General features: G+C 44.0%; 23 protein-coding genes. 7 read left to right on the top strand and 16 right to left on the bottom strand.

Going from position 1 to position 24,532, the window contains the following annotated elements:
- Positions 1 to 6: 6 nt before the first annotated feature.
- The 16 genes from ACP26M_RS21160 to ACP26M_RS21085 all read right to left on the bottom strand — a co-directional run bounded on the left by ACP26M_RS21160 (position 7) and on the right by ACP26M_RS21085 (position 13,693).
- Positions 7 to 780, bottom strand: a complete 774-nt coding sequence (locus ACP26M_RS21160) for a polysaccharide deacetylase family protein (RefSeq protein ID WP_426583041.1) — start codon at positions 778 to 780, stop codon at positions 7 to 9.
- Complete coding sequence (locus ACP26M_RS21155) at positions 774 to 1,823, bottom strand: beta-ketoacyl synthase chain length factor (RefSeq protein WP_426583039.1); 1,050 nt, start codon at positions 1,821 to 1,823, stop codon at positions 774 to 776. The genes ACP26M_RS21160 and ACP26M_RS21155 overlap by 7 nt, the downstream gene beginning before the upstream one ends.
- A gap of 3 nt (positions 1,824 to 1,826) precedes the next feature.
- Positions 1,827 to 3,026: a beta-ketoacyl-[acyl-carrier-protein] synthase family protein gene (locus ACP26M_RS21150; protein ID WP_426583037.1), complete on the bottom strand. Its 1,200-nt coding sequence runs from the start codon at positions 3,024 to 3,026 to the stop codon at positions 1,827 to 1,829.
- A 3-nt stretch (positions 3,027 to 3,029) separates the two neighbouring features.
- On the bottom strand, positions 3,030 to 3,314 hold the full coding sequence (locus ACP26M_RS21145) for a phosphopantetheine-binding protein (RefSeq protein ID WP_426589751.1): 285 nt from the start codon (positions 3,312 to 3,314) through the stop codon (positions 3,030 to 3,032).
- 146 nt (positions 3,315 to 3,460) lie between these two features.
- Positions 3,461 to 4,099 (bottom strand): hypothetical protein, encoded by a 639-nt coding sequence (locus ACP26M_RS21140; RefSeq protein WP_426583035.1) that lies wholly within the window; start codon positions 4,097 to 4,099, stop codon positions 3,461 to 3,463.
- Positions 4,100 to 4,162: 63 nt separating this feature from the next.
- A complete protein-coding gene (locus tag ACP26M_RS21135; protein WP_426583033.1) occupies positions 4,163 to 5,413 on the bottom strand; it encodes an NAD(P)/FAD-dependent oxidoreductase in 1,251 nt (416 codons plus the stop codon).
- A gap of 27 nt (positions 5,414 to 5,440) precedes the next feature.
- A complete protein-coding gene (locus ACP26M_RS21130) occupies positions 5,441 to 5,986 on the bottom strand; it encodes a hypothetical protein (protein WP_426583031.1) in 546 nt (181 codons plus the stop codon).
- Positions 5,986 to 7,113: a beta-ketoacyl synthase N-terminal-like domain-containing protein gene (locus tag ACP26M_RS21125; protein ID WP_426583029.1), complete on the bottom strand. Its 1,128-nt coding sequence runs from the start codon at positions 7,111 to 7,113 to the stop codon at positions 5,986 to 5,988. Before ACP26M_RS21125 ends, ACP26M_RS21130 begins: the two co-directional genes overlap by 1 nt.
- 12 nt (positions 7,114 to 7,125) lie before the next feature.
- Positions 7,126 to 7,551 (bottom strand): acyl-CoA thioesterase, encoded by a 426-nt coding sequence (locus ACP26M_RS21120; protein ID WP_426583027.1) that lies wholly within the window; start codon positions 7,549 to 7,551, stop codon positions 7,126 to 7,128.
- Positions 7,552 to 7,563: 12 nt separating this feature from the next.
- A complete protein-coding gene (locus ACP26M_RS21115) occupies positions 7,564 to 8,208 on the bottom strand; it encodes a hypothetical protein (RefSeq protein WP_426583025.1) in 645 nt (214 codons plus the stop codon).
- A gap of 8 nt (positions 8,209 to 8,216) precedes the next feature.
- On the bottom strand, positions 8,217 to 8,639 hold the full coding sequence (locus tag ACP26M_RS21110; RefSeq protein WP_426583023.1) for a 3-hydroxyacyl-ACP dehydratase: 423 nt from the start codon (positions 8,637 to 8,639) through the stop codon (positions 8,217 to 8,219).
- Complete coding sequence (locus tag ACP26M_RS21105; protein WP_426583021.1) at positions 8,636 to 9,514, bottom strand: hypothetical protein; 879 nt, start codon at positions 9,512 to 9,514, stop codon at positions 8,636 to 8,638. The genes ACP26M_RS21110 and ACP26M_RS21105 overlap by 4 nt, the downstream gene beginning before the upstream one ends.
- The gene (locus ACP26M_RS21100) at positions 9,514 to 9,771 is read right to left on the bottom strand and encodes an acyl carrier protein (RefSeq protein WP_426583019.1); all 258 of its coding nucleotides are present in this window, start codon (positions 9,769 to 9,771) and stop codon (positions 9,514 to 9,516) included. Before ACP26M_RS21100 ends, ACP26M_RS21105 begins: the two co-directional genes overlap by 1 nt.
- Before the next feature lie 11 nt (positions 9,772 to 9,782).
- Positions 9,783 to 11,003: a beta-ketoacyl-[acyl-carrier-protein] synthase family protein gene (locus tag ACP26M_RS21095; protein WP_426583017.1), complete on the bottom strand. Its 1,221-nt coding sequence runs from the start codon at positions 11,001 to 11,003 to the stop codon at positions 9,783 to 9,785.
- Between the two features lie 345 nt (positions 11,004 to 11,348).
- Positions 11,349 to 12,077, bottom strand: a complete 729-nt coding sequence (gene fabG, locus ACP26M_RS21090; RefSeq protein WP_129569468.1) for a 3-oxoacyl-ACP reductase FabG — start codon at positions 12,075 to 12,077, stop codon at positions 11,349 to 11,351.
- Positions 12,074 to 13,693, bottom strand: a complete 1,620-nt coding sequence (locus tag ACP26M_RS21085) for an HAL/PAL/TAL family ammonia-lyase (RefSeq protein ID WP_426583015.1) — start codon at positions 13,691 to 13,693, stop codon at positions 12,074 to 12,076. Before ACP26M_RS21085 ends, fabG begins: the two co-directional genes overlap by 4 nt.
- A 197-nt stretch (positions 13,694 to 13,890) precedes the next feature.
- Here ACP26M_RS21085 and ACP26M_RS21080 point away from each other — a divergent pair, with 197 nt between their 5' ends.
- The 7 genes from ACP26M_RS21080 (at position 13,891) to ACP26M_RS21050 (ending at position 24,519) form a co-directional block, all read left to right on the top strand.
- Entirely contained in the window at positions 13,891 to 14,421 is a 531-nt protein-coding gene (locus ACP26M_RS21080) for a hypothetical protein (RefSeq protein ID WP_426583013.1), read from the top strand.
- A gap of 183 nt (positions 14,422 to 14,604) precedes the next feature.
- A complete protein-coding gene (locus ACP26M_RS21075) occupies positions 14,605 to 15,801 on the top strand; it encodes a DUF2062 domain-containing protein (protein ID WP_426583011.1) in 1,197 nt (398 codons plus the stop codon).
- A 3-nt stretch (positions 15,802 to 15,804) separates the two neighbouring features.
- Positions 15,805 to 19,665, top strand: a complete 3,861-nt coding sequence (locus tag ACP26M_RS21070) for a 1-acyl-sn-glycerol-3-phosphate acyltransferase (RefSeq protein ID WP_426583010.1) — start codon at positions 15,805 to 15,807, stop codon at positions 19,663 to 19,665.
- Positions 19,658 to 21,172, top strand: a complete 1,515-nt coding sequence (locus ACP26M_RS21065; protein WP_426583009.1) for a phytoene desaturase family protein — start codon at positions 19,658 to 19,660, stop codon at positions 21,170 to 21,172. Before ACP26M_RS21070 ends, ACP26M_RS21065 begins: the two co-directional genes overlap by 8 nt.
- The gene (locus tag ACP26M_RS21060; RefSeq protein ID WP_426583007.1) at positions 21,165 to 22,847 is read left to right on the top strand and encodes a C45 family autoproteolytic acyltransferase/hydolase; all 1,683 of its coding nucleotides are present in this window, start codon (positions 21,165 to 21,167) and stop codon (positions 22,845 to 22,847) included. Before ACP26M_RS21065 ends, ACP26M_RS21060 begins: the two co-directional genes overlap by 8 nt.
- A complete protein-coding gene (acpS, locus tag ACP26M_RS21055; protein ID WP_090533594.1) occupies positions 22,844 to 23,221 on the top strand; it encodes a holo-ACP synthase in 378 nt (125 codons plus the stop codon). The genes ACP26M_RS21060 and acpS overlap by 4 nt, the downstream gene beginning before the upstream one ends.
- Positions 23,218 to 24,519, top strand: a complete 1,302-nt coding sequence (locus ACP26M_RS21050) for a phenylacetate--CoA ligase family protein (RefSeq protein ID WP_426583004.1) — start codon at positions 23,218 to 23,220, stop codon at positions 24,517 to 24,519. The genes acpS and ACP26M_RS21050 overlap by 4 nt, the downstream gene beginning before the upstream one ends.
- Positions 24,520 to 24,532 lie beyond the last annotated feature (13 nt).

The raw sequence follows: 24,532 nt of genomic DNA, 5'->3' as shown, positions 1-24,532 counted from the left end.
ATCAATCTACGCATATGCCCGCAAATTTAGCATTTTATCCAGCCGTACTATTTCGTATCCCTGTGCTTTAGCTTGTTCAATAAACAAGGGTAAAACCGAAATTGTTGCTGCTCCTGTATCATGAAACAGGAAAATGGCGCCGGGGTTTATGCGGCGGTTTATCTTATTTAAAAGTTTTTCCGGATCGCTAATAATCGTATCCATCGAGCGTACGCTCCAACCTATGGGCACCATCCTGCTTTTTATGATAGCTTTTTTAAGGTTAGGGTTGATCACTCCATAAGGAGGTCTGAACAATAGCGGACTTAAGTTAATCGTCTGCCTCACCAATTGGTTGGCCTGAAGCATATCATCCAGCATTTTAGCCGAGGGAAACAGATCGAACCAGAAATGATGTGAAAAACTATGATTGCCGATGATGTGGCCTTGCTCCTGGATCTGTTTTAAAATAGTTTCATTGCCGGCTATCCTGTTGCCTATGCAGAAGAAAGCCGCCGGAACGTTAAGTTGCTTTAAAATATCCAAGATCTGAGGTGTAGCAGTAGCGTCCGGCCCGTCATCAAAAGTAATGGCGATGGCCTTTTTGCTGGTTTTTGCAGCACACATCACCCGCATAAAAAAATTGGAGCCGATGTAGTAGCAACCGTAAAATAATATCAACGAGTAAATAAATGCCAGCACCAGGTAGCTCCACCACGATACCCCTTCAGTAATGTGCTGCCAGATTATTAACCCCAGCAGCCCGGCAAAAAGGATATTGGCATTCCTGAAGTTTAACATGCCGAGAGCAGAATTAGCGAGTGGTGAATATTTTGGTAGTGATTATAGATCAGCACTTTTTTTAACGGAATTTGATTGCGAGATGATACAAATGAACAAACACCGTTTTTGATTTCATGCGCCGCCAGCCACATCGCAAATGCAGATGAAGTTGGGTATTCGCCGCAGAGGGCTTTGTAATTGATAACAGGCACATTATCAAAATCATACTGCAGTAGTTGTTCATAAACTGCAACATTTTTTAAATCACCGTTGCTACCTGTTAGCAAGAGGCCTATTTCATTAATATCAGTATTTTGTGTTAACAAAAACGTGCGGATATGCTGTTGTATTTCGGCAACGTTGCGCGGTTTATAAAAGCTGGATACGCCGTCAATTTTAGCCCAGTCATTACCCGAGGCTTCCCGGCTTAACAGGAAAAAAGCGGATCCTTCGCCGGCCATTGTTCCCTTACCGGGAGTATTAAACAGTTCAAAGTTTGATACCGGTTTACGGCGATATAATCCCATGCGCTTTAGAATAGCATGGCTATTAATAGTGATTTCATCAATGCCGCCTATGAGTACATTACTTGCTTCACCCTCATATAAAAGCATCATGGCATCAAGCAAGCCGTTTTCAAATGACGCACCGCCATTTACAAACGTGTTGTTGTATCGATGACACTGCAGCAACAGCGCTATCTGCGCGCTGATGGTATTATGGGTTGATTGGATAAAAGCCGTAGGCGCAAGCGCTTCCTCATTCTGCTGCACCATTTTACTCAGGAAGGTATTGGTATCTTCCAAACAGCCGTAAGCCGTGCCGGTAATAATGGCATCGGGTGCGTTGATCCCCGCCTGGTGCAGGCAATCCATCCCTGCGGCTACACCCATTTTAATAATGCGGCTCATGCGGCGGGTGAGTTTTGGATCGATCAGGGTTTTATAGTCCGGCTCGATACACGTAAGCCTATCACCATTGTATTCAATCAGTTCCGAAAGAAAAGGTTGATTACCGAAAGTATTTTGAGGCGATATGTTGCTTGCTGCCCTGATGTACATCGCCTATGGTTTTGAAAATATTAATGATGAACAATTGCCGCCAAACCCGAACGAATTGGAGAGTACATGCTTTATCTCCGGTTGTTTTGAAAAGCGGGTTTCAGGCGTAAAAGGCAGGCCTTCCATCGGCGTTTCAAACCTTAGATTAGGATATACTAACCCACGCTGTACCGCCAATGCCGAAAATACAGCTTCAATGCCACCGCTTGCCCCAAGCGTATGCCCTGTAAAAGCTTTGGTAGAACTCATCTTAGGATAATGCCCGGTAAATAGCCTGCTGATGGCTGCCCCCTCCGAACTGTCATTATTTTGTGTGCCGGTGCCGTGCAGGTTAATGTAATCAATATCTGAAGATTGCAATCCGGCCTTTTGCAGCGCGCCTTTCATCGCCAGTAATGAACCCGTACCTTCTGGTGATGAAGCCGTTTGATGATAGGCATCGTTTGCATTGTGGTAGCCACTCAGGGTACAACACAACTCTTTTTTAAGCGATGAGGCAAAGCGCTTAGATACCAGCACTACATAACCAGCGCCCTCACCAAGGTTAAGGCCGCGACGGTTAGCATCAAAGGGCTGGCAGGGTTGTTTATCCAGTATCATGAGGGTGTTAAAACCATTCAGTGTAAAGCGGGTTAGCGCGTCGGTACCACCGGCTATGACCACATCAAGCATATTGTTTTTGATGAGCCGTGCGCCGTACATAATGGCATTGGCCGATGAAGAACATGCCGTGCTGATAGTGCTTACATGATGCCGGATGCCCAGCTGATCGGCGACTAAATTGGTAACTGCACCACACTCGTGATTTACCACATTGCGTAAACGTCCTTTGGTGTTATCGGCTAAGAAATCCCGAAAGAAATCTTCGGTTTTATCCATGCCACCGACGGTATTTGCCGAGATAAAGCCTGTTCGTAAGCCTAAGAGATTGGTAATTCCTGTATCTGTTAAAGCTTCTTTGGCGGCAATTAAACTCAGCATAGCCGTACGACTGATGCAGGGTTTAAATCCAGACAATTCCGCAAGTTCATCATTGCTCAATTTAACCTCTCCAACAGGAAATTCATCCCGGTGTTCAGTATCCAGATACTGGATAGGGGCAATGCCCGTTTTTTCCTGTTCAAGCGACAGCAGGTTTTGGGCCACAGTATTACCTATGGCCGAAATTACCCCCACGCCGGCGATAAGAACAGGTTGATCCATTGTTTAAGCGTTCGGGATCTTGTTGCTTTCAATAAATTCGGCGATGGTACGTACCGAGCGGAAGATTTTAGGGCCGTCTTCAGCATTGGAAAGTTTTACTTTATACTTTTGCTGCAGCAGTACAATAAGTTCCAGGGCATCTATCGAGTCTAAACCGAGCCCATCGCCAAAAAGTGCCTGATCATCGCCGATATCCTCCGGCTTCACGTCCTGTAAATTCAACTGCTCAATGATCTGCTCTTTCAGATCGGCCATTAATTTATCCATTTGCTGTACTGTAAATTTTATTAATATTTTCTGTTGTGAAGTTCTATTGACTTCATTTGTGCAATTTATAATTCATTGCGGTTGGCTTCAGCCAACGGAATACTCATCCGTACCCCGGGGCTTTAGCCAAAATGCCGCTTTTAGATTGTGGCTAAAGCCAGCATCCGTTAACCCCTTTTACCGTTGGTTTTAACCAACGGCAATGAATCATATCCCATTTTGACTGTTTCGATAGAAAAAGGTATTGCCCCCGCTTTCTCAATCAAAAACAAAACGGCTTTATAGCCCGTGGTTGTCATTTCCGCCCAGCCGCAAATACAGGCTTTTAATTGCCCTGTCTCCAATAAAACAGAAACATATCTGCTGATAAAATTCGCATTAAACCGGTCAAAAATATAAAAAGCGTTTTCGCCTTTAAAATGATGACGGATACAGATCTCGCCGATAACGATATTCGGCAACGTGTAAACAAACAAGGCTGGGCTTGCTATATCCTGAACGGATTCAAAATACCGTTTATCAGCATCAAGGCTCGAGCTTGCATTGATTAGCACTACGCCGATGTCCGTCGGTTGGTATTTTGCTTTATCAAAGTCCTTCAGCAGAACCTCGGCAGCAAGCCAACCCAGCTTTGCGAGGTTATCCATCTTATAAAACTTAGGGTATTTTATCCCCAGGTGCTGATAAACCGACAGTAAAAAACCGGGAATATCACTCTCTGTACCCTCAAACACCACTTCGTTATTATAACGAACTGTGTTGCCGCTGATACTGCAATGAGCTGATATGTAATAGTGGTTTTTCAATTTATAATGCGTCTGTCGATATTATAATCAAATAAAAAGCTTTGAGCTTTAAGCGTTCTGCTTTCAGCTCTTATCCGCCGCTACCATATCCCTTAAAGTAATGGTGCGTGCCAGTTTATGTAATGCTGTTTCGTGGTTTTTAACGTAGGGGTTATCCAGGTCCCAAACATAGCCAGCCAATACCGAGCAGATCTGGCTTTTAACAAGCGGGTCCTGGTTATCGGCGAAAAATATGGTATCCAAAACACCCTCGTACCAGGAGGTAACATACGAGCGGAAGGTATTTACACCCTGCATCATGTGCTGCATGTATTCTTTGTCCCAGTCTACGGCTTCGCCGTTAAGCTTGCGGATCACCAGCTTGGCTGCCGTTTGGCTCGATACAGTAGCCAGCGTTACGCCCGATGAAAATATAGGGTCGAGGAACTCGGTCACGTTGCCGGTAAGCACAAAGCCATCGCCATAAAATTTACTTGTTGTGGCCGACCATGATTCCAGCACTTTGGGCGAAAATTTAAATTCTACATCGGCAAACCGTTCACTGAAATAAGGCTGCGAAGCGATGAGTTCTCGCAGTATTTCTTCATCACTACCCTCATATTGTTTAAAAAACTCAGGGTTGCCTACAAACCCCAGTGAGGTAATGCCATTGGCAAAAGGAATGATCCAGATCCAAACGCCGGGCTGATGTACCACAATGGTAATGCGGTTTGGCTCATCGGCCATGGAACGTTTTTTATCAACGGTATGCACAAACAGGGTCTTACGCGGAACCTGGGTAGATGGCCTGTCGAGATTAAACAGTTTGGGGATCACCCGCCCATATCCACTGCCATCAATAATAAAACGGGCCGAGATCTCAGTTTGGTTGCCCTCTTTATCTTCAACGGTAGTTACCGAATCCTGGCCGCTGAAAACGATGTTGGTAACGGTAGTTTCGTAATGAACAGGCACACCCATTTTTTCGACGGTATCAGCCAATGTTTTGTCGAAATCGGCACGGGGTACCTGCCATGTCCAGTTCCAGCCGGGAGTAAACTGATCGGCAAATTGGTAGTCGCAGATCTTACCGTCTTTCACAAACTTTGCGCCCGTTTTTTCCTGGAAACCTTGCGCTTTAACGGCGTCGACAAAACCGGCTTCGGTTAATGCTTCCATGCAGCGGGGCAGCAAGCTTTCGCCAATCACAAAGCGGGGGAAAAGTTGCTTCTCTACAATTTTTACCTTAAAGCCCGCCTGGTGTACGATAGAAGCGGCCACTGTTCCAGCCGGACCAGCGCCTATCACCAATACGTCTACCTGTTCTGTATTCATATTATCAAATATCTTGTTGTGATTTGGTTAAATTGATTTGCTTTTTTTAATTACCTCAACACACTCAAGGGTTAATTTTCGGTTAATTTCTTTTGGGATTGGAAGTGGTAATGAGTCGGGGTACATTTTTTTTAGTTTACCAACCATACAATCGCATAATTTATCGCCAAATCCGGGGCCCATACTTTGATATATGGCAACATAATTATCTCTGAACCCTTTTTCTATAAAGGGGCTCCATTTTTGATAACGGGTTGCCATTTCAAAAGAACGCCCTTCGTTTCTTTGTTTTATTAAATACTCCCGGGTGATTTTTATGTTTAAACTTTGCAAGCTATCTTTTGACACGGAATTAAAGCCATTGGGGATTTCCTCCTTGATTCGCCTTACCATGTACCTTATATAACTTATTCTTTCCCGCTCATCAGCCATGCCGCCTTTGGTTGTAGAATCAATGTAGTTGTAGAGCCCTTGTTCATATTCTTTTGTCCAGATATCGGGATTGGGTTTCTGCTTCTGTTTGCATGCGCAGATCAATGAGTATAAAACAAATAATATCAGTGCTTTTTTCATTATTGTGATTTGGTTAGGATGATAGCAGCGTTGCATCCCCCAAAGCCTGAAGCTATTTTGAGGCAGCTATTGAGCGGTTTTGAGATTAACTGACTGCAAACACTTACGGGGTTGGCATCACCTTGTTTGTTGAAACCTTTTGTTGGAATAATAATATTTTGCCTCAATGATCGCGCTGAAATTATGGCTTCGATCAAGCCTGATGCGCCTAAGGTATGCCCGTAAAACCCTTTCAGGCTATTGAGTGGAACATGCTGCAAACCGGCCAGCGTTACGGCTTTTGCTTCCATTTCGTCGTTATAAACGGTCGCTGTACCATGGGCAGATATAAAATCAATATCCTCAGGCTTTAAACCGGCAGCATCCATCGCTTTATTGATGGCGTAATATAATTCTTCGCCGGTGCGTGATGGGCCTGAAATATGGTTGGCATCATTGCTTATTGCACCGGAAACTAATTCAATAGCCTCTCCGGTTGGTTTGTCTGCCGATAGAATAACCGTAGCCGCGCCCTCTCCCAAATTGATACCATCACGATCTGCATCAAATGGTTTGCATAATCCCGGACTAACGGCCTGAAAAGATTGGAAGCCCGAAAGCACAAATTTTGAAATCACATCTGCCCCGGCTATAACCGCATGGTCGTACTGCCCGGATTGGATCAGCCGCATCCCGGTTATCATAGCTACCAAACCGGAAATACAAGCATGCGAAACTACTATTGGCTCATTAATAAAGCCAAAATGTTGGGCTATCTTTTTGGCCGAAGTATGCAGGGCTATCCGTTCATCCAGTTCAGGGCCCGCTTGTTCGGTTTCCAACAGGCTAATGTTGCCTTTGGTGCTGGAAATAATCAGAACAGTTTTTTTATCGGATATATTTTTATCGACTCCATGTAAGGTTTCGGTTAACGAAGCGATGAGAAGGTGCTCGAATTTGGTGCAGCATTCATCGGTTTGAAAATATACTTTTTCAAATAGCGATGCAAAAAAAGGATCGTCAGACAGGACTTTATCATCGTGGTGCCTCACGCCTGAAACCCCGTTAACCAGGTGCTCAAAATTTTGAGTGGTGGTAGCCCCTAACGGCGAGTAAACATTATCGGCAACAAGGTAAACCTTCTTCATCACGGCGTTCTGTTATATCAAACCTTGTTGTTGTTTCCAATCCAGAAAAAAATCCGGGTTGGTGAGTTGCAGTTCAAAATTATCACGGCGAACAAAAACCTGTGTTGTCGATCCTTTAACGATAAGTTCGCCTGTTTGGGCGTTGAGCAACCTGTAAGTAAAATTGATCTTGGCCGATTCGGTAGGGGTGTAGGTGGTTTCGATAATAACCTTATCCTCGTACCGCAAAAAGCGCTTATAATCACAATTTACGTTAACTATAGGCACAACGTAGCCCGCATTATATACATCCATATAACCCAGGCCGTATTGTTTGCCAAATGCTTCGCGACCGTCCTCAAAATAGCGGACATAATTGCCATGCCAAACCACGCCCAGCATATCCACATCGCTGAATTTGACTTCAATCTCAATAGTATTTATTAGCGATTGCTGCAAAACCTTAGGGGCTTAGTATTTTTTGAAAAGATCGAAATCAGCGCCAAAATCGTCCAGGATTACCGGCCATGGGTGTGCCCAGTAATTTCTAAAACCAAATCCACGGCTGTTGCCGGTGCGGAAAACGGTATATAAAACAGTTTTCTTATCCATATCAACAAAAGTTACCCAGGCGCCCCCTTGCGCCCGCCCTTTATCCATGCCTTCAACAATCAGCAACATGCCGATGCCTTTATTACCTAAAAAATCATAGTTTTTAATCAATGCATCAATATCTTTTTCGGTCAGCGTTTTGAAATGACCGGGATCAGTATCAAAGAAGTTTTTGGTAAGCGCGTTGTTAACTTTTTCGGTAACATTCATTGCAAAATGAACGGTATCGCGGTGAACCGCCCTGGCCGGGTTATATTTTTTAGGTTCTTTTAGAAAGAAATTTTCCCATAGGGGGATGTATTTGCCAACAAATTCGGCATTGATCACCTCCCGTCTGTAAGCTTCTTCCGAACCAATGAATTTCATTTGTGAAAAATCCATACCTAACCAGGTTATCGGGGTTTTTCTATCAAATACCTCTGCTTTGGTTTGGGCAGATGCCGGTTTTAAGAACGCGGTTAATAAAAGTATCAGTAAACTCAGTTTAATTGCGTTTTTTTTCATGGTTGATATTATTGTGGTTGAATAAATATTTTCATTTCGCATTGGGCTATCGTTATGCCTTTGCAAGTAATTTTTCCTTTGATGATGGTAACATCGAAAACCTGGTTTTCAATTTTTACTTCGGTTTCTATGGTATCGCCAACTTTTGGCAAAGCAAATACTTCCAGGTTTTTTACCGCGCCGATAAAACCAGGCAGTACAGACTTGCCCAATTGATGAGCTGCATATCCAGCACCTGCGGCGGCGGTTTGGGCAATATTTTCAGTCAGTCCAGCTTCGCTTAATTCACCATCGCTTACCAAAACATTTTCGGGCAATATCAACAGCGATGTTACCGTGGTATCACCCGACGAAGACACCAGCGTATCAACCATTACAAATGGCGGGCGCTGTGGTATTAACGTTAAAATATCCTGTGTTGGTAAGGTCATTGCCAAAAATTATAATAGTTGTACCACTGCTCGGGATACATTTTTACCTTGTTTTCAAAACTGGCGATAAAATCATTTGTAAGTTGCTCCATGCCTTTGCCCCTGCCCAGATCTGAATAATCCTTTACCGGGCTGGCAAAAAAGTGATAATGCAACGCGCTTTCCTTTAAAGCGTAAACAAAAGTTACCGGGACTTTAAATTTTTCGGCCATTACAAACGGCCCTGCCGGGAATTTCGCATCCTCACCTAAAAACTCCCTTGTTATGGTTTTATTGCCTTCGATATACCTGTCGGCATGCATGCAAACCAGCTCATTGTTCTGAAATGCGGCGTTGATTTTAAATATGTGCGACAGGTCATTTTTGATCACAATGATGTTTATTCTCCGCTCGCCGGTTACCGAATCCATGTATCGCTTGATCTGTTTGTCCTCGCCATCAAACATTACGATATTAATGCGGGTGTTGATATGGTCAAGCAGCTCACCTGCTATTTCCCAGCTGCCGATATGCGAGCTAAGCAGTAATCCGCCCTTGTTCATGGCAGCAATCTGCCGTAGGTTGTCGATTCCATCAAAGTTGAAAGTGAACTTGTTGGGAATCCCCGACATAATCACCACCTTATCGATAATACTTTGACCAAACAGATAGTAATTTCGGTAAAGCTTGAATATTGATTTTACACTGCCGAAACCGAGCCGCTTGTGGAAATAGTAGTATGTTCCTTTTGATGTTTGCCACGAAAACAGGAAATAGTAAAGCGCTACAAACCTCAGCATAAAATAGGCCGGCATTACACCTGCTGTTTTTAAAACGCTTACAAAAATGCGGTAGCCAAGGGTGTTGCCTTTAGATTTTCCCTGCCAGGCGGGCATTATGCAAGCTCCTTAGGTTGTACGCGTGATAGTACGTAATCGTAAAAATCCTGGAAGGTAACAATGCCCGTAAAATCTTCGGGTTTTACTTTGAACCCAAAGTTGCTTTCAATTACTACAACAAGGTCGATATAATCAAGACTGTCAAGGTCGAGGGTTTCTTTCAGATTAGCTGCGGGCACCATTTTATCTGCATCAACTTCAAATTCTTCGGCAAGGAAGCTGTTGATTTTTTCTATGATCTCTTCAATTTGCATAATGGCTTAGTTTAAATATATTTTTTAATAATCAGGGACGAGTTGGTGCCGCCAAACCCAAACGAGTTTGACAGGAATGTATCTATATTTTTTTCGACGGTTTCGGTAGCGATGTTAAGTTTCGCCGAATCCTCGTCGGGGTTTTCAAAGTTAATGTTAGGCGCCACGAACGAGTTTTGCATCATTAGCATGGAATAAACAATTTCACTTGCGCCTGCCATCCAGCACTCGTGGCCGGTCATGGATTTGGTTGAGCTTACCAAAGGCTTATAATCTCCAAAAACTTCATCAATGGCTTTAGCCTCGCTGGCATCGCCGGCAGGGGTAGAGGTGGCATGAGCATTGATATAATCAATTTCAGAAGCCTTTATACCGGCATCTTTTAACGCCATATTCAACGAGCGTACCGGCCCTTCAACCGTTGGGTTTGAGATATGCCCCCCGTTTGATGAAAAACCGTAACCAACAACTTCGCCCAAAATGGTAGCGCCTCTTTTCCGGGCCGAATCCAGGCTTTCCAGGATCACGGTAGCAGCACCACCGCTTGGCACCAATCCATCGCGGTCGCGATCAAAGGGGCGGGAAGCTTTTGCCGGGTCGGCCTCATGTACGGAAAATGCCGAAAGCGCATCAAAACTGCCCATTGAATAATGGCTTAGTTCCTGCGCACCACCGCAAATGATGCAGTCCTGCATACCACTTTTGATGAGGTGATAGCCCATGCCTATAGAATGTGAACCGCTGGCACAGGCCGCGCTGATGGTAAAATTGACACCGCGCAGCTTAAATATGGTTGCCAGGTTCATGGTAACAGTGGAGTTCATGGTTTGAAAAACTGCCCCCGAACCAATGAGCATAGTGTCTTTTTTTTCGCGGATAATATCGGTAGTTTCAATAACAGCCTTAGCGGTACTATCATTACCGTATAAAATGCCTACATCGGTTTGGGCGATGTAATCAGCATCGATACCTGCCTGTTGTAATGCTTCGATGGTAGCTATGTAGGCGTACTCGCCTTGCTCGGGCAACATGATACGTGCCCGGCGATCAAGCGTGCCTTTCAGGTTGGGTTTTTCAACCGCACCGGTAAGGCCCGAGCGGTAGCCAAAATCTTTACGGATAGCATCATATACAATGCCCGACCTGCCGGCATAAAGGGATTCCTTAACTTCATCAAGATTTTTCCCAATACACGAATAGATACCCATCCCTGTTATCACAACCCTATTCATATTTGAGCAAAAACTGATAGTACATAGTCAACAAAATGTGATAAAAATACAAAAAAATAGAACTTAATCTGGTTTTTGTATGTATAGCGCTCGTTTAATGTTCCAAATTTCGGCTATTAAAATACCTGTATCTTAATAGCTTATAATTAAGTTTATATTAAGAGTTAATTACGCTTGTGTTTGTTATCGGTAAATAAAATTTGCCACCGCTCGGCTCCAGCCGAGTGGTAATTATTCCCAGGCCTCTGGCTTTCTTCCTTCTTTCGCTTCGGCGGCCAGAGGCCGCTTGATAGTTGCCACTCGGCTGGAGCCGAGCGGCGGCGGTTGGGGCGGCTTTTTTCTTTTTTACGAATAAAGCCCACCATTTATCGAAAGCACCTCAGCTGTAATATAAGCGGCTTCCGGCGACGCCAGAAACCCTACCGCATGAGCAACCTCTTCGGGAGTGCCAAATCTTTTTAAGGGCACCATCGCTTTTAACTCCTTTTCATCAAGCCCGGCAGTCATATCTGTAGCTATAAAACCGGGTGCTACAGCATTTACCGTAATCCCCCTGCGGCCAACCTCCTGCGCTAATGCCTTGGTTGCACCGATAACACCTGCTTTAGCGGCCGAATAATTCACCTGTCCCGGCAAGCCTTTTAACCCTGAAAGCGAAACCACGTTCACAATCCGGCCGTATTTTTTAACCAGCATTCCGTTAAGGACTAAACGCGTAACGTAAAAGAAGCCACTTAAGCTCGTATTTATTACGCCATCCCATTGCTGGTCTGTCATCCACATCATCAGGCCATCATCTTTAACGCCGGCGTTGTTTATTAAAACTTCAATGTACTTTTCGGTATTGGTTTCTATCCAGCTGCCTAATTTTTGCTGGATATCGTTCTTATCGGCTACATTAAATTGCAACAGTTCGCCATCGCCGCCGTTCTCCCTGATCTGGGCGAGGGTATTGTTGGCTTCATCAATATTGCCTTTGTAGTTTACCAGTACATAATAACCCATAGCGGCCATTTTGTAGCAAATGGCCCTGCCAATTCCTCTTGAGCCGCCGGTTACTAATGCACATTTCATATGATGTTTTTGGTGTTAAAAGGTTTAATAAATTCAGGAAATATTTCGGCAGTTTCAAAATAGGCTTTTACTTGCTGCAGGTCCTGGTATTTGGGTTTGTCCTCAATAAATGTAGGGAATATAGCCCTCAAGCCGGTATAAACTTTGTTGGTTTGGGTAGATAGCTTGTTTGCGCAATCAAGGTAATCGACAGCCTGCAGCAGCGTCATAGCCTGGATAGCCAGTACCTCGAAACTGTTATCGATCACTTTTTTTGTTAACAATGCCGCATTACAACCCATGCTTACAATATCCTGGTTATCATTATTGTTTGGGATACTGTGTACGTACATGGGATACGAAAGGGTTTGGTTTTCGGCAACGGTTGAGGTAGCCGTGAACTGCATTCCCTGCATTCCGAAGTTGAAGCCTAATACACCTAAATTCAAAAACGGCGGAAACTTCTGGTTCAGCTTATCATTCAGTAAATAATTCAACTGCCTTTCTGATAGCATCGATAAACGGGTAACAGCTATCTTGAGTTTATCCATCTCCAGCGAAACATAATCGCCATGGAAATTACCGCCGTGGAAGATGTTATGGTTTTCATGATCGATAACCGGATTATCGTTCACTGAATTCAGTTCATCTACAACCACGCTTTCTGTCCGAGCAATTGTATCATACACCGGACCGAGAATTTGCGTAACACAACGAAGCGAGTAGTATTCCTGCACCTTATCCTCAAAAACTTCCTGATCAATATTTTCGGGATTGTATAAATGCTCTGAGCGGCTGCGGGTCATTTGGCTATCCTTCAGGATTTCCCTCAATTGCGCGGCAATAGCATTTTGACCTGTATGATGTTTAACCCTGTTTAGCTCGTGCGAATAATGGTCATCAAAAGCACCCACCACCTCGTTGATCATGGCCGATAACATTACCGACCAGCCCAGCAGTTTTTTAGCTCGGATAATATTCAGCAATCCAATCCCGGTCATGGCCGAAGTACCGTTGATAATGGCCAGTCCCTCACGGATATGGATTTGCAGTGGTTTAATATTCAGTTTTTCAAAAACAGAAGCTGTTGGTTGTACTTTTTCGTTATAAATCACCTCGCCTTCGCCAATTAAAACCAGTGCAAGGTGGGCTAACTGTACCAGATCGCCGCTGGCACCTACGCCGCCATGTTCAAATATACAGGGAGTAACGTTTTTATTGATGAGTTCGGCAAGCAGGTTCACCAGTTCGGGGTGTACACCGGAATGGGCTTGCATAAAACTGTTAAGCCGGGCAAGCATCAGGGCTTTTACCAACTGGGGCTGCATCAAACTGCCACCGCCCGAAGCATGGCTGCGGATGAGATTATACTGTAATTGCAAACGGTTTTCATCGCTCACCTTGTATTGCGCCATTGGGCCAAAGCCGGTGTTAATGCCGTAAATAAGCTTGTTGGATGAAAAATTGCCAAGAAAAGTAAAGCTGGCTTCTACCTTTTGCAGTGCCTGTTCGTCAGGAGCAATCGTAGCACTATTAAAAATTACCTGGTAAAAATCATCCAGCGTAAGGGTTTTTCCTCCAACCTGTAGTATGGGCACAGCAGTTTTATTTAATAAGGTTTGATTACTCTTTTTCACAAAATCAGGGCGAAAATAAGGTAAATGTTCGGATTTGAAAATAACAACGCCGTCCTTTGCTTCGGAGGGGTGGCTGCTATTTAACGGGCCCGGCGGGTGGGTATTGTAGAGACATTGGGCTATTTATCGTTAATAATAATCCTGCCTCTAAATCATATTCAAAAAAATGATAGTTTTGATAGCTGACCTTGTTGCAAATGAAGAAAACTAAAATCCAGAAGCCGTTTATTCACTATGAAGAGCTTAAATACTGGGAGCAGGTTACTATTGTTATTTATACTGCACTAACGTTAGTTATTGTATTTTCTCCGTTTATCTTAGGGGTAAGTGCAAGGCAAAATTCCATTGTCGCCTATGCCATATCGACCCAGCTATTTTTTTATGGATTCCTATATGTGTCATTAAGGAATTTTAGATCGTATCTCATCTGGTTGTGTTTCGGGATAATACATTTTATCGTTTTTTTATGGTTTAGATATGATGTTGAATTAGGCATAGGGATGGCAAATCCATCTGGCGCTCTTGCCAATACTTTCCCTTTGCTGTTGCTTTTTCAATTGTTGAGGATGTTTAGTATAAAAGCACAAAAGCGAGAGTTTGGCGTGCCGTCAAAAGGAGCAAGAACAGATTGGATTGAAGGTGAGAAAATAACAGGGATAGACTTTTTAATTTTTGTGATTTATATGGGGATATGGTTTCTGTTAACAGTGTTTTCTTTAAAATATTAAACTAAGACGTAGCCAAGGTGAGGAGTCGCTATCACCGAACATTGAGTATTATAAAATACTTCACACTAAAATTTAACGTTTAATTTAACCTGAAACAATACTTTTGTAAAGTATTAAACGTAAACCCACAAAACCCATTGATAAAAACCTGGACTGAAGCCGGTACGTGCGATTGAATGATATATGACGGATAATTTAGAACTTATACAGGCAAAGTTTAAACAATTACAGGTATGCGTTATTATACCCACCTATAATAACCAGGGTACGCTGGCCGCTGTTATTACCGATGTGTTAGCTTATACCGATCAGGTTATTGTGGTAAATGATGGCTCTACTGATAGTACTCCTGCCACTATCCGGTCGGTCCCGCAAATACAATCAGTAAGTTATACCCAAAATGTGGGAAAAGGCTGGGCCCTGCGCAAAGCTTTTGAATTTGCTGCCGAGCAGGGTTACCAACACGCTATCACCATTGATTCGGACGGTCAGCATTTTGCTACCGACCTACCTGCTTTTATTGAAAAACTGGAACAGGAACCGGATTCGCTGATCATTGGTTCGCGAAATATGGAGCAATCGTCGGTGCCGGGGAAAAGTAGTTTTGGGCATAAGTTTTCTAATTTTTGGTTTCGGGTGGAGACAGGCATTAAATGCCCGGATACGCAATCAGGCTATCGTTTGTATCCCATTCATCTGTTAAAGAACACCAAATTCATTACCCGTAAATATGAGTTTGAGATAGAAGTGATCGTTCGTGCCGCCTGGAAAGGTATCAAGATAGATTGGGTTCCGGTAAAGGTTTATTATGCCCCCAAAGAAATACGGGTATCGCATTTTCGCCCTTTTCAGGATTTTTCGCGCATTAGTGTACTCAACACTGTACTGGTTATCATAACTTTCGCATACATCAAACCCCGCGATTTTTTCAGGACGCTTTTTGATAAAAAAAAAGCAAAGCAGATGCTCAAAAACCTGTTTTTTAACCCTGAACACTCGCATCAGTTAAAAGCTAAATCTGTAGCTTTTGGCGTTTTTATGGGGATTGTCCCTATCTGGGGTTTCCAGTTGTTGGTGGCTATTTCGCTGGCCTTCCTGTTCAGGCTCAATAAAGCCATTGTGGTTACGGCAGCCCACATCAGCGTTGCGCCCATGATCCCGGTTATTATTTTTCTGAGTTATAAAACAGGTAGCCTATGGATGGGCGGCAAGGATGTGGATATCCCGTTGGATAAAATTTCGCTTAAATCCATTGGCGAACATTTGGAACAATATCTTTACGGCAGCATTTCGCTGGCAATTTTTGCAGGTATTATAGCTGGATTGCTCACTTTTGCGTTACTAAAGCTGTTTAAGCGGAGGCCAGTCCCCGCCCTGTAATTCATGGAAAAAATCCTGGTAGGCATCTATAATTATTTCAATATCCGCAAACCACTGTTTTATACTGTGTTTGCGTTAAGCTTTGTGCTTATCGGTTTTTTCGCTTCGAGGATAAGATTTGAGGAGGATATTTCCAAAATACTGCCGAAGGATAAAAAGATAGAGAAACTCAACTATATTTTTCAAAACTCCAAGTTTGTTGATAAGCTGGTGGTGATGGTATCGTTAAAAGATTCCACACAACAGCAGCCCGATAGCCTTATCGTCTTTGCCGATAATTTTACCGAAACCGTTCAGCAAAAACTTCCACGGTATGTAAGTAAGATCAATGCAAAGGTTGATGAGGGGTTGGTGCTGGCGCTTTTTGGTACTATTAATAAAAACCTGCCCATTTACCTTACCGAGCGCGATTATTTAAATATTGACACACTTATCCGCCCCGATCAGGTAAAAGAAACCCTCGCCCGCGATTTGCGCACGCTAACCTCGCCTGCCGGTTTAGCGCTGAAAAGTATGATTAGCAGCGACCCGGTTGGCATCTCATACCTCGGCCTTAAAAAATTACAGCAGCTGCAATACGACGAAAATTTTGAATTGTACGACAGCTATGTAATGACCAGAGATCACAAAAACCTGCTGCTGTTCATCACACCAAAATATTCGCCCAATAATACCGGCGAAAACGCCGTACTGCTTAAGGGACTGGACAATACTATCGATAGCCTGCAAAAAAAAAGTTTTACAACGATCAATTGCCGTTACTTCGGTACAACGGCCGTATCGGTAGGCAACGCCCTGCAATTGCGGCGTGATTCGATGTTTACTCAGGGCATTACCATAGTTTTCCTGGTCGTTTTTTTGGCATTTTATTTTAAAAAGAAGCGTGCCCCGGTAGTGATCCTGGTGCCGGTATTGTTCGGTGCTTGGTTTTCGCTGGCGGTGATCTATTTTGTGAAAGGCAGTATTTCGGTAATTGCTTTAGGGACGGGCTCGGTTGTGCTGGGGATTGCGGTTAATTATTCGCTGCATGTGTTTAATCATTATCGCCATACCCGTAGTATTGAACAGGTGATCCGCGATTTGGCTATGCCGCTTACTGTGGGCAGTTTTACTACTATCGGCGGTTTCTTGTGCCTGGAATTTGTAGAGTCGGAAATGCTGAAAGATCTTGGTCTGTTTGCGGCCTTTAGCTTAATCGGCGCGTCGTTTTGCTCGTTGGTGTTTCTCCCGCATTTCATCGCCTCAAAAAAAGAACAGGATCAGCATACAGCCCAGCTTTCGTGGATTGATAAGCTATCGGCCTATAATCCCGAGTATAATAAATTTATTATTTCAACTATTGTCATTCTTACCGTAGTATTTAGCTATACCGCCCGGAACGTAAGCTTTGAAACGGATATGAACCGCATGAATTTCATGACCGATAAACTCAAAGCATCCGAAGCTAAGCTGAATGCGATTAATAAATACGCCCTGCAATCAGTTTACCTCCTGGCCGAGGGAAAAACCCTTGATGATGCGCTTCGCACCAACGAAAAGCTCTCGGCACAGATAGAATTATTGAAAGAAAAAAACATCGTCAAAAAATACTCCGGCGTATCATCGCTAATTATTTCCGATTCGCTGCAAAAAGCCCGAATTGCCCGTTGGAATAACTACTGGACACCTGCAAAAAAACAGCAGTTAATGGCTGTATTGGTTAATGAAGGCGCTGCCGTAGGTTTCAAGCCATCCGCTTTTGACCATTTTAAGGAACTCATCAATAAAAACTTTAAACCGGTTGGCCAGGATGAAATGGCCGGCATCCGCAAAAGTTTGTTGGATGATTACATCACCGAGCGACCAGGCAGGGCCGGTGTAATTACATTGGTTAAGATCTCGCAGGGTGATAAAACCAAGCTGTACAACTTGTTCGAGAACTCGCCAAATGTTACTGTTGTTGATAAGCAATACTTAACAAACCGTTTTGTTGGTATCATTAATAATGATTTTACCAGTATCGCGGTGATGTCGTCATTACTGGTGTTTACGGTATTGCTGCTCACTTACGGACGGATCGAACTTACACTGGTTTCCTTTATCCCCATGTTTATTTCCTGGATCTGGATTTTGGGCTTGATGGGCTTGCTGGGCATTCAGTTCAATATCGTGAACATCATTATATCGGCACTGATATTTGGTTTGGGCGATGATTACAGCCTGTTTATTATGGATGGGTTGCTGCAGGAATATAAAACGGGTAAAAAGAATTTATCGTCATACAAGTCGTCCATCTTTCTATCAGCCATTACTACGGTTGTGGGTTTGGGGGTGCTGATCTTTGCCAAACACCCGGCCTTGCGTTCTATCGCGTTGATCTCCATCATCGGCATAGTTTGCGTAGTGGTAATGGCTCAGATCCTGATCCCGTTTTTGTTTAACCTGCTGATCAGGAACCGGGTAAAAGCCAAACGCTTCCCATGGACATTGAGCGGCTTCATAATCTCGGTTTTCGCCTTCACTTACTTCGTAAGCGGATGTTTGTTATCAAGTTTGATCGGCTTGTTCCTTATCAAGCTCAACCCGTTTAAAGGGCCAAGGAGCAAATATGTTTATCATGCTATCCTGTCGAAGTTTTGTTGGTCGATGATGTACATTATGCCTAACCTGCGTAAGCGTGTGGTTAACAAGGACAGTTTTGAGAAACCTGCCGTGGTGATCAGTAATCACCAATCGTTTTTAGATATCCTGGTGCTGATCATGCAGCACCCTAAGCTGATATTGTTTACCAATCATTGGGTATGGAATTCGCCGGTGTTTGGTGCCGTGGTACGGATGGCCGGGTATTTCCCGGTGGCCGAAGGCGTGGAGCAGAATGTTGATGAACTGGCCGAAAAAGTTAAACAAGGTTACTCAATGGTGATCTTCCCCGAAGGAAGCCGCTCGCCCGATGGCAAAATGAAACGTTTCCATAAAGGCGCTTTCTTTTTGGCCGGGCAACTGGGTATGGATATTCTGCCCATTATGCTGCACGGCACAGGTTATAACATGACCAAAGGCGACTTTCTGCTGAAGAATGGAACGATTACCATCAAATACCTGCCGCGCATTGCTGCTGCTGATACATCATTTGGCAATGGTTATGCCGAACGCACCAAAAATATCAGCCGCTATTTTAAAGAAGAATATCAAAAGCTAAGCGCCGAAATTGAGCAACCGGCTTATTTTAAAGAGCAACTGTTTTACAACTACCTGTACAAAGGCCCGGTATTAGAATGGTATATGCGGATCAAAGTCTGCCTCGAAAAAAATTACCAGGTATTTCATGAGCTGTTGCCTAAACAGGGGAAAATGCTCGACCTGGGTTGCGGATATGGGTTTATGCCCTACATGTTGCATTTCGCCGCACCGGAGCGCGAGTTTACCGGGGTTGATTATGATGAGGAGAAAATTGAAGTAGCCAACAATTGTTTCAGCAAAACGGCTGAGATCAATTTTGTTTATGCTGATGCCCTTGCTTTTGAAATGCAGCAATATGATGCCATTATTATGGCCGATATGCTGCATTATTTACAACCCGCTGAGCAAAAGCAATTGATAGAAAAATGTATCACCCAACTAACTCCTAATGGCCAGCTCATCATCAGAGATGGCAATAAGGATATGCAGGAAAGGCACAAGGGCACGGAGCTTACCGAAACGTTTTCAACCAAACTGCTCGGTTTTAATAAAACGGGGGCAAATGGCTTATCTTTTTTTTCCGGACAAATGCTGAGGGACATCGCAGCTGTGCATAAGCTTTCGGTCACCGAGATCGACAACACGAAATACACTTCAAATATTATTTTTGTGATCAAAAAGGAAGGGCAGCCGGTTTATGGGTGATAAGTTTGATGTACTGATCATTGGCAGCGGTATGGGTGGGCTGGTTTGCGCCGATATGCTTGGTCGCGAAGGGTATCGGGTTTGCGTTGTTGAAAAAAACAAACAGCTTGGCGGCTCGCTGCAAACTTATGTGCGGGATAGGGTGATCTTCGACTCTGGGGTTCATTATCTTGGCGGGTTGGATAAAGGCCAAAACCTATACCAGATCTTTAAGTATATAGATATTATTAATAATCTGAAACTGGAAAAGCAAAGCCCTGATGCTTTTGATAAGATCTTGATCGATAATGATCCGGTTGAATATCCGCAGGCGCAGGGTTATGATAATTTCATCAAACAGCTACTGGTCTATTTCCCGGATGAGGAACCGGCTTTGCGCGCCTATTGCAATAAACTGAAAGAGGTTTGCGATAAGTTCCCGCTGTATAATTTGCGCTCGTCGGATGATTTTTATGAAAAGGCCGATGTGCTGGAGGTGGACACGGAGGCTTTCCTGGCATCTATCACCAACAATAAAAAATTGCAGCAGGTATTGGCCGGTAACAATTCTTTATATGCCGGGCAGGCCGATAAAACACCGCTCTACGTTCATGCACTTATCCTTAACAGCTACATTGAAAGCTCTTGGAAATGTGTTGACGGCGGATCGCAGATTGCCAGGCTCATTGCCCGCAATATCCGCGACAGGGGCGGCGTTATCATCCGGAATAAAGCCGTGAAAAAACTGGTAGAACAGGATGGTAAAATAGCGTATGTTGAACTGCAGCATGGCGAAAAGCTGGATGCCTGTCATTTTATATCCAACATTCACCCGGTAAAAACATTGGAGATGACGGACTCGCAGATAATCAAGAACGTGTATCGTAACCGATTGAAAAGCCTGGAAAACTCCGTATCGTCGTTTACCATTAACATCGTATTTAAAAAAGATACGTTCAAATACTTTAGCCACAACGTTTATAGTTTTAAGGACGGACAGGTATGGCACATGGCCGATTACACGGAGCAAAACTGGCCGCTGGGCTATGCCGTGTTCATGACACCATCGTCAAAAAATAAGGAATATGCAGACGGTATGACCATACTGGCCTATATGCGTTATGAGGAAGTGAAGCCATGGGAAGATACTTTCAATACCGTATCTGATGAGGCTTATCGCGGAGAAACTTACGAGCAATTTAAAAAGCGAAGAGCTGAAGTTTTACTGGATGATGTGGAGTTAAAGTTTCCGGGTTTAAGAGGTCAGATCTATTCATACTATACCGCCACACCGCTCTCGTACCGCGATTATATAGGTAATGATGATGGCTCGCTTTATGGCATTGCCAAGGATTATAAACACCCGCTGAAAACGTTTATTTCGCCTCGCACTAAATTGCCTAATTTGTACTTCACCGGGCAAAACCTTAATTTACATGGCATTTTAGGCGCGGCCATGAGCGGGATAGTTACCTGTTGCGCCTTGTTGGGCAATGATGATCTGATAGATAAAATAAGAAATGCGTAACAGGAAATTTAGCTGGAAGCGGTTTGGGAAAAGGTTGTTGTATACAGGCTTTGTGTTTGTGGGCTTGCTGCTGATCGGCTTTATTTACCTGTACTGCGTAGCTATCGATTACCCGCCCAAACCTGCCGACTTGAGCAGCTTGCAATTACAACGAAAGGAACCTTCGCCGGGGTTTTATACCATTAATAACAACTGGTTCCGGAAAAGTAAAAGCGGTTTGTTTGAAATGTATGTAGAGGGTAAGCCTTTTGAGCGCGGGGTAATTAATGGCAAACTGAGCAAAGAGCTGGTGGTAAACCAGGAGGTTTATTTTACCGATCAGATCAACAAAATCATCCCATCAAAATCATACCTGTCGTTCCTGAAATATTTTATAGCCTGGTTTAACCGCGATCTGGCTAAGAACGTAAGCGAGGAATATAAAGAGGAGATCTACGGCATCTCTAAATCAGCCTCGGATAAATACCAGTATATCGGCTCTAACTATCAGCGCATTTTGAATTACCATGCTGCACATGATATTGGTCACGCATTGCAGAGTATGGCGCTGGTGGGCTGCACCTCGTTCGGTACCTGGAATGATCGCTCGGCCGATGGTACCATGATCATAGGTCGCAACTTTGATTTTTATGTGGGTGATAATTTTGCGCATGATAAAATAGTGGCATTCTTCAATCCATCTGAAGGGCATAAATTCATGACCATATCCTGGGGCGGCTTCGTAGGCGCGGTATCCGGCATGAACGAAAAAGGCCTGAGCGTTACCATCAACGCTGATAAAACCAATATCCCATCGGGTTCGGCTACACCGGTATCTTTAGTGGCCCGGGAGATCTTGCAGTACGCCAAAAACATTAAAGAGGCCATCACAATAGCCAAAAAGCGCAAAATGTTTGTGTCCGAATCATTTTTGGTTGCCTCTGCCGAGGATAACAAAGCCGTAGTGATCGAGAAAACACCGGATACGCTGGATGTGTATGATCCTCGCCAAAACTATATTGTTTGCGCCAACCACTTTCAAAGCAAAGGACTGGCACACTCTAAAGAAAACCTGGTACAACTAAGCAATAGCGCTTCGCCCTATCGTTACCAGCGTTTAATGGAACTGCTGAATGCCGAAGGCAAGAACACCGTGCAAAAAACAGTTGATATTTTGCGCGACCGCCAGGGCCTGCACGGTGAAGATATTGGTATGGGCAACGAGAAAGCGCCGAACCAATTGATAGCGCACCACTCGGTAGTGTTCGAGCCGCAAAAGCTGCTGGTTTGGGTTTCCACTTCGCCATGGCAGCTGGGTGAGTTTGTTGCTTATGATTTAAAAAAAATCTTCGCCATGAAAGGCATGCAAACCGATCATGAAATTATGGATACCGCGCTTACCATTAAGCCCGATACGTTTTTGAACACCCGGGCTTATCGTAATTTTATAACCTATCGTACGCTGAAGCAAAAAGCTTTTGATGGCGGCGAGATTAACCCTGATAGCGTAGTGGCCAGCAATCCGCAATTTTACCACGCGTATGTGATTGCCGGCGATTACTCGTTTAAGCATAACGAGTATAAAAAAGCCCTCGGGTATTACAAAACGGCTTTAACCAAGGTAATAGCCACAGTAAATGAGGAAAACTATATCAAAAAGCAGGTTGAAAAATGTACTAAAAAGGTAAGCTCATGACAGTTTTAGGTGTAGGTATTGATATGATAGAGGTGGAGCGTGTGCAAAGCAGTATTGCTAAAGAACAGGGTTTTCGTGAGCTGGTATTTTCGGCAAAAGAGATAGCCTATTGCGAGAGTAAGACCAATAAGTATCAGCATTATGCCGCCCGCTTTGCCGCCAAAGAGGCTTTTTTTAAAGCATTAGGTACGGGCTGGCTAAAAGATACCGCTTTTAGCGAAATTGAGATCAGCAATGATGAAAACGGCAAGCCCATTTTAGAACCTACCGGCGAAAGTGCGGGAGTGATTAACCGTAACGGGCCGTTAAAAATTTCCGTATCATTAACCCATCTGAAAACAATGGCATCGGCCGTGGTAATTATTGAACAGTGATAACACAACACCCTAAGCCATTAGCACGCCAACCCAAACACGAGGTTGTAAAATACCACGAGCAAAAGCTGCAGGAGTTGCTGGCATACCTCAGCCAAAACTCGCCGTTTTATAAAGACCTTTTCGCAGCACATCAGATCGATATCAACCAGGTCAAAACGCTTGATGACCTGCGTTTGATCCCGACCACCACTAAAGAAGACCTGCAAAAACGAAATGATGATTTTTTATGTGTGGATAAGGGGAGAATCATTGAGTACAGTTCCACCTCCGGCACTTTAGGCAGCCCGGTAACTATTGCCCTTACCGAAAATGATTTGGAACGGCTGGCTTATAACGAATACAATTCTTTTACCTGTGCTGATGGTTTGCCTGCCGACTTATACCAGTTGATGCTTACGCTCGACAGGCAGTTTATGGCCGGGATGGCCTATTACTCGGGGATCCGCAAAATAGGGGCGGGTATCATCAGGCTTGGACCTGGTGTGCCATCGCTACAATGGGAAACCATTTTGCGATTGAAGCCGACTGCTATTGTAGCGGTACCATCATTTATTTTAAAGCTGATCCATTTTGCGCAGGAGCATCATATCGATATCAATACATCGTCAGTAAAAAAGGCGGTTTGTATTGGCGAGAATATCCGTAATACCGATTTCAGCCTGAATATCTTAGGCCAAAAGATCACCGAAGCCTGGGATATCAAGTTGTATTCAACCTATGCTTCTACCGAAATGCAAACCGCTTTTGCCGAATGCGGCGAAGGCAGGGGCGGCCATCACCAACCAGAGCTATTGATAGTTGAAGTACTGGATGAGCAGAACAACCCGGTGGCTCCGGGTGAATCGGGGGAGGTTACCATTACCACGCTTGGCGTTGAGGGTATGCCGTTATTACGATATAAAACCGGGGATATCTGCCATTATTTTGATGAACCATGTGGCTGCGGTCGTACAAGTATTAGGCTATCATCTATCGTTGGCCGTAAAAAGCAAATGATCAAATTTAAGGGTACAACCCTTTACCCTCCGGCGTTGTTTGATCTGCTAAATGGCATGGAAGAGATTAAAGATTTTGTAGCCGAAGTGTACTCGAATGAGATAGGTATGGACGAAGTACTGCTTCACCTGTTGCCTGTTAACTATACGGATGAATGCGACCGCAAGATCCGGGCTAATTTGCAGGCCAGGCTAAGGGTGAGCCCGCATATCACCTATCTGAAGCACGATGAGATGCAGAAATTACAATTCCCTGAAGCGGTGCGCAAGCCTGTTAAGTTTATCGATAAAAGAAAGTAGCTATTATGTGCTA

This window comes from Mucilaginibacter sp. R-33, assembly GCF_049949235.1.
Lineage (GTDB): Bacteria > Bacteroidota > Bacteroidia > Sphingobacteriales > Sphingobacteriaceae > Mucilaginibacter.
The sequence above is the reverse complement of the archived record's forward strand: the minus strand, read 5'-3'. Positions and strand labels throughout refer to the sequence as shown.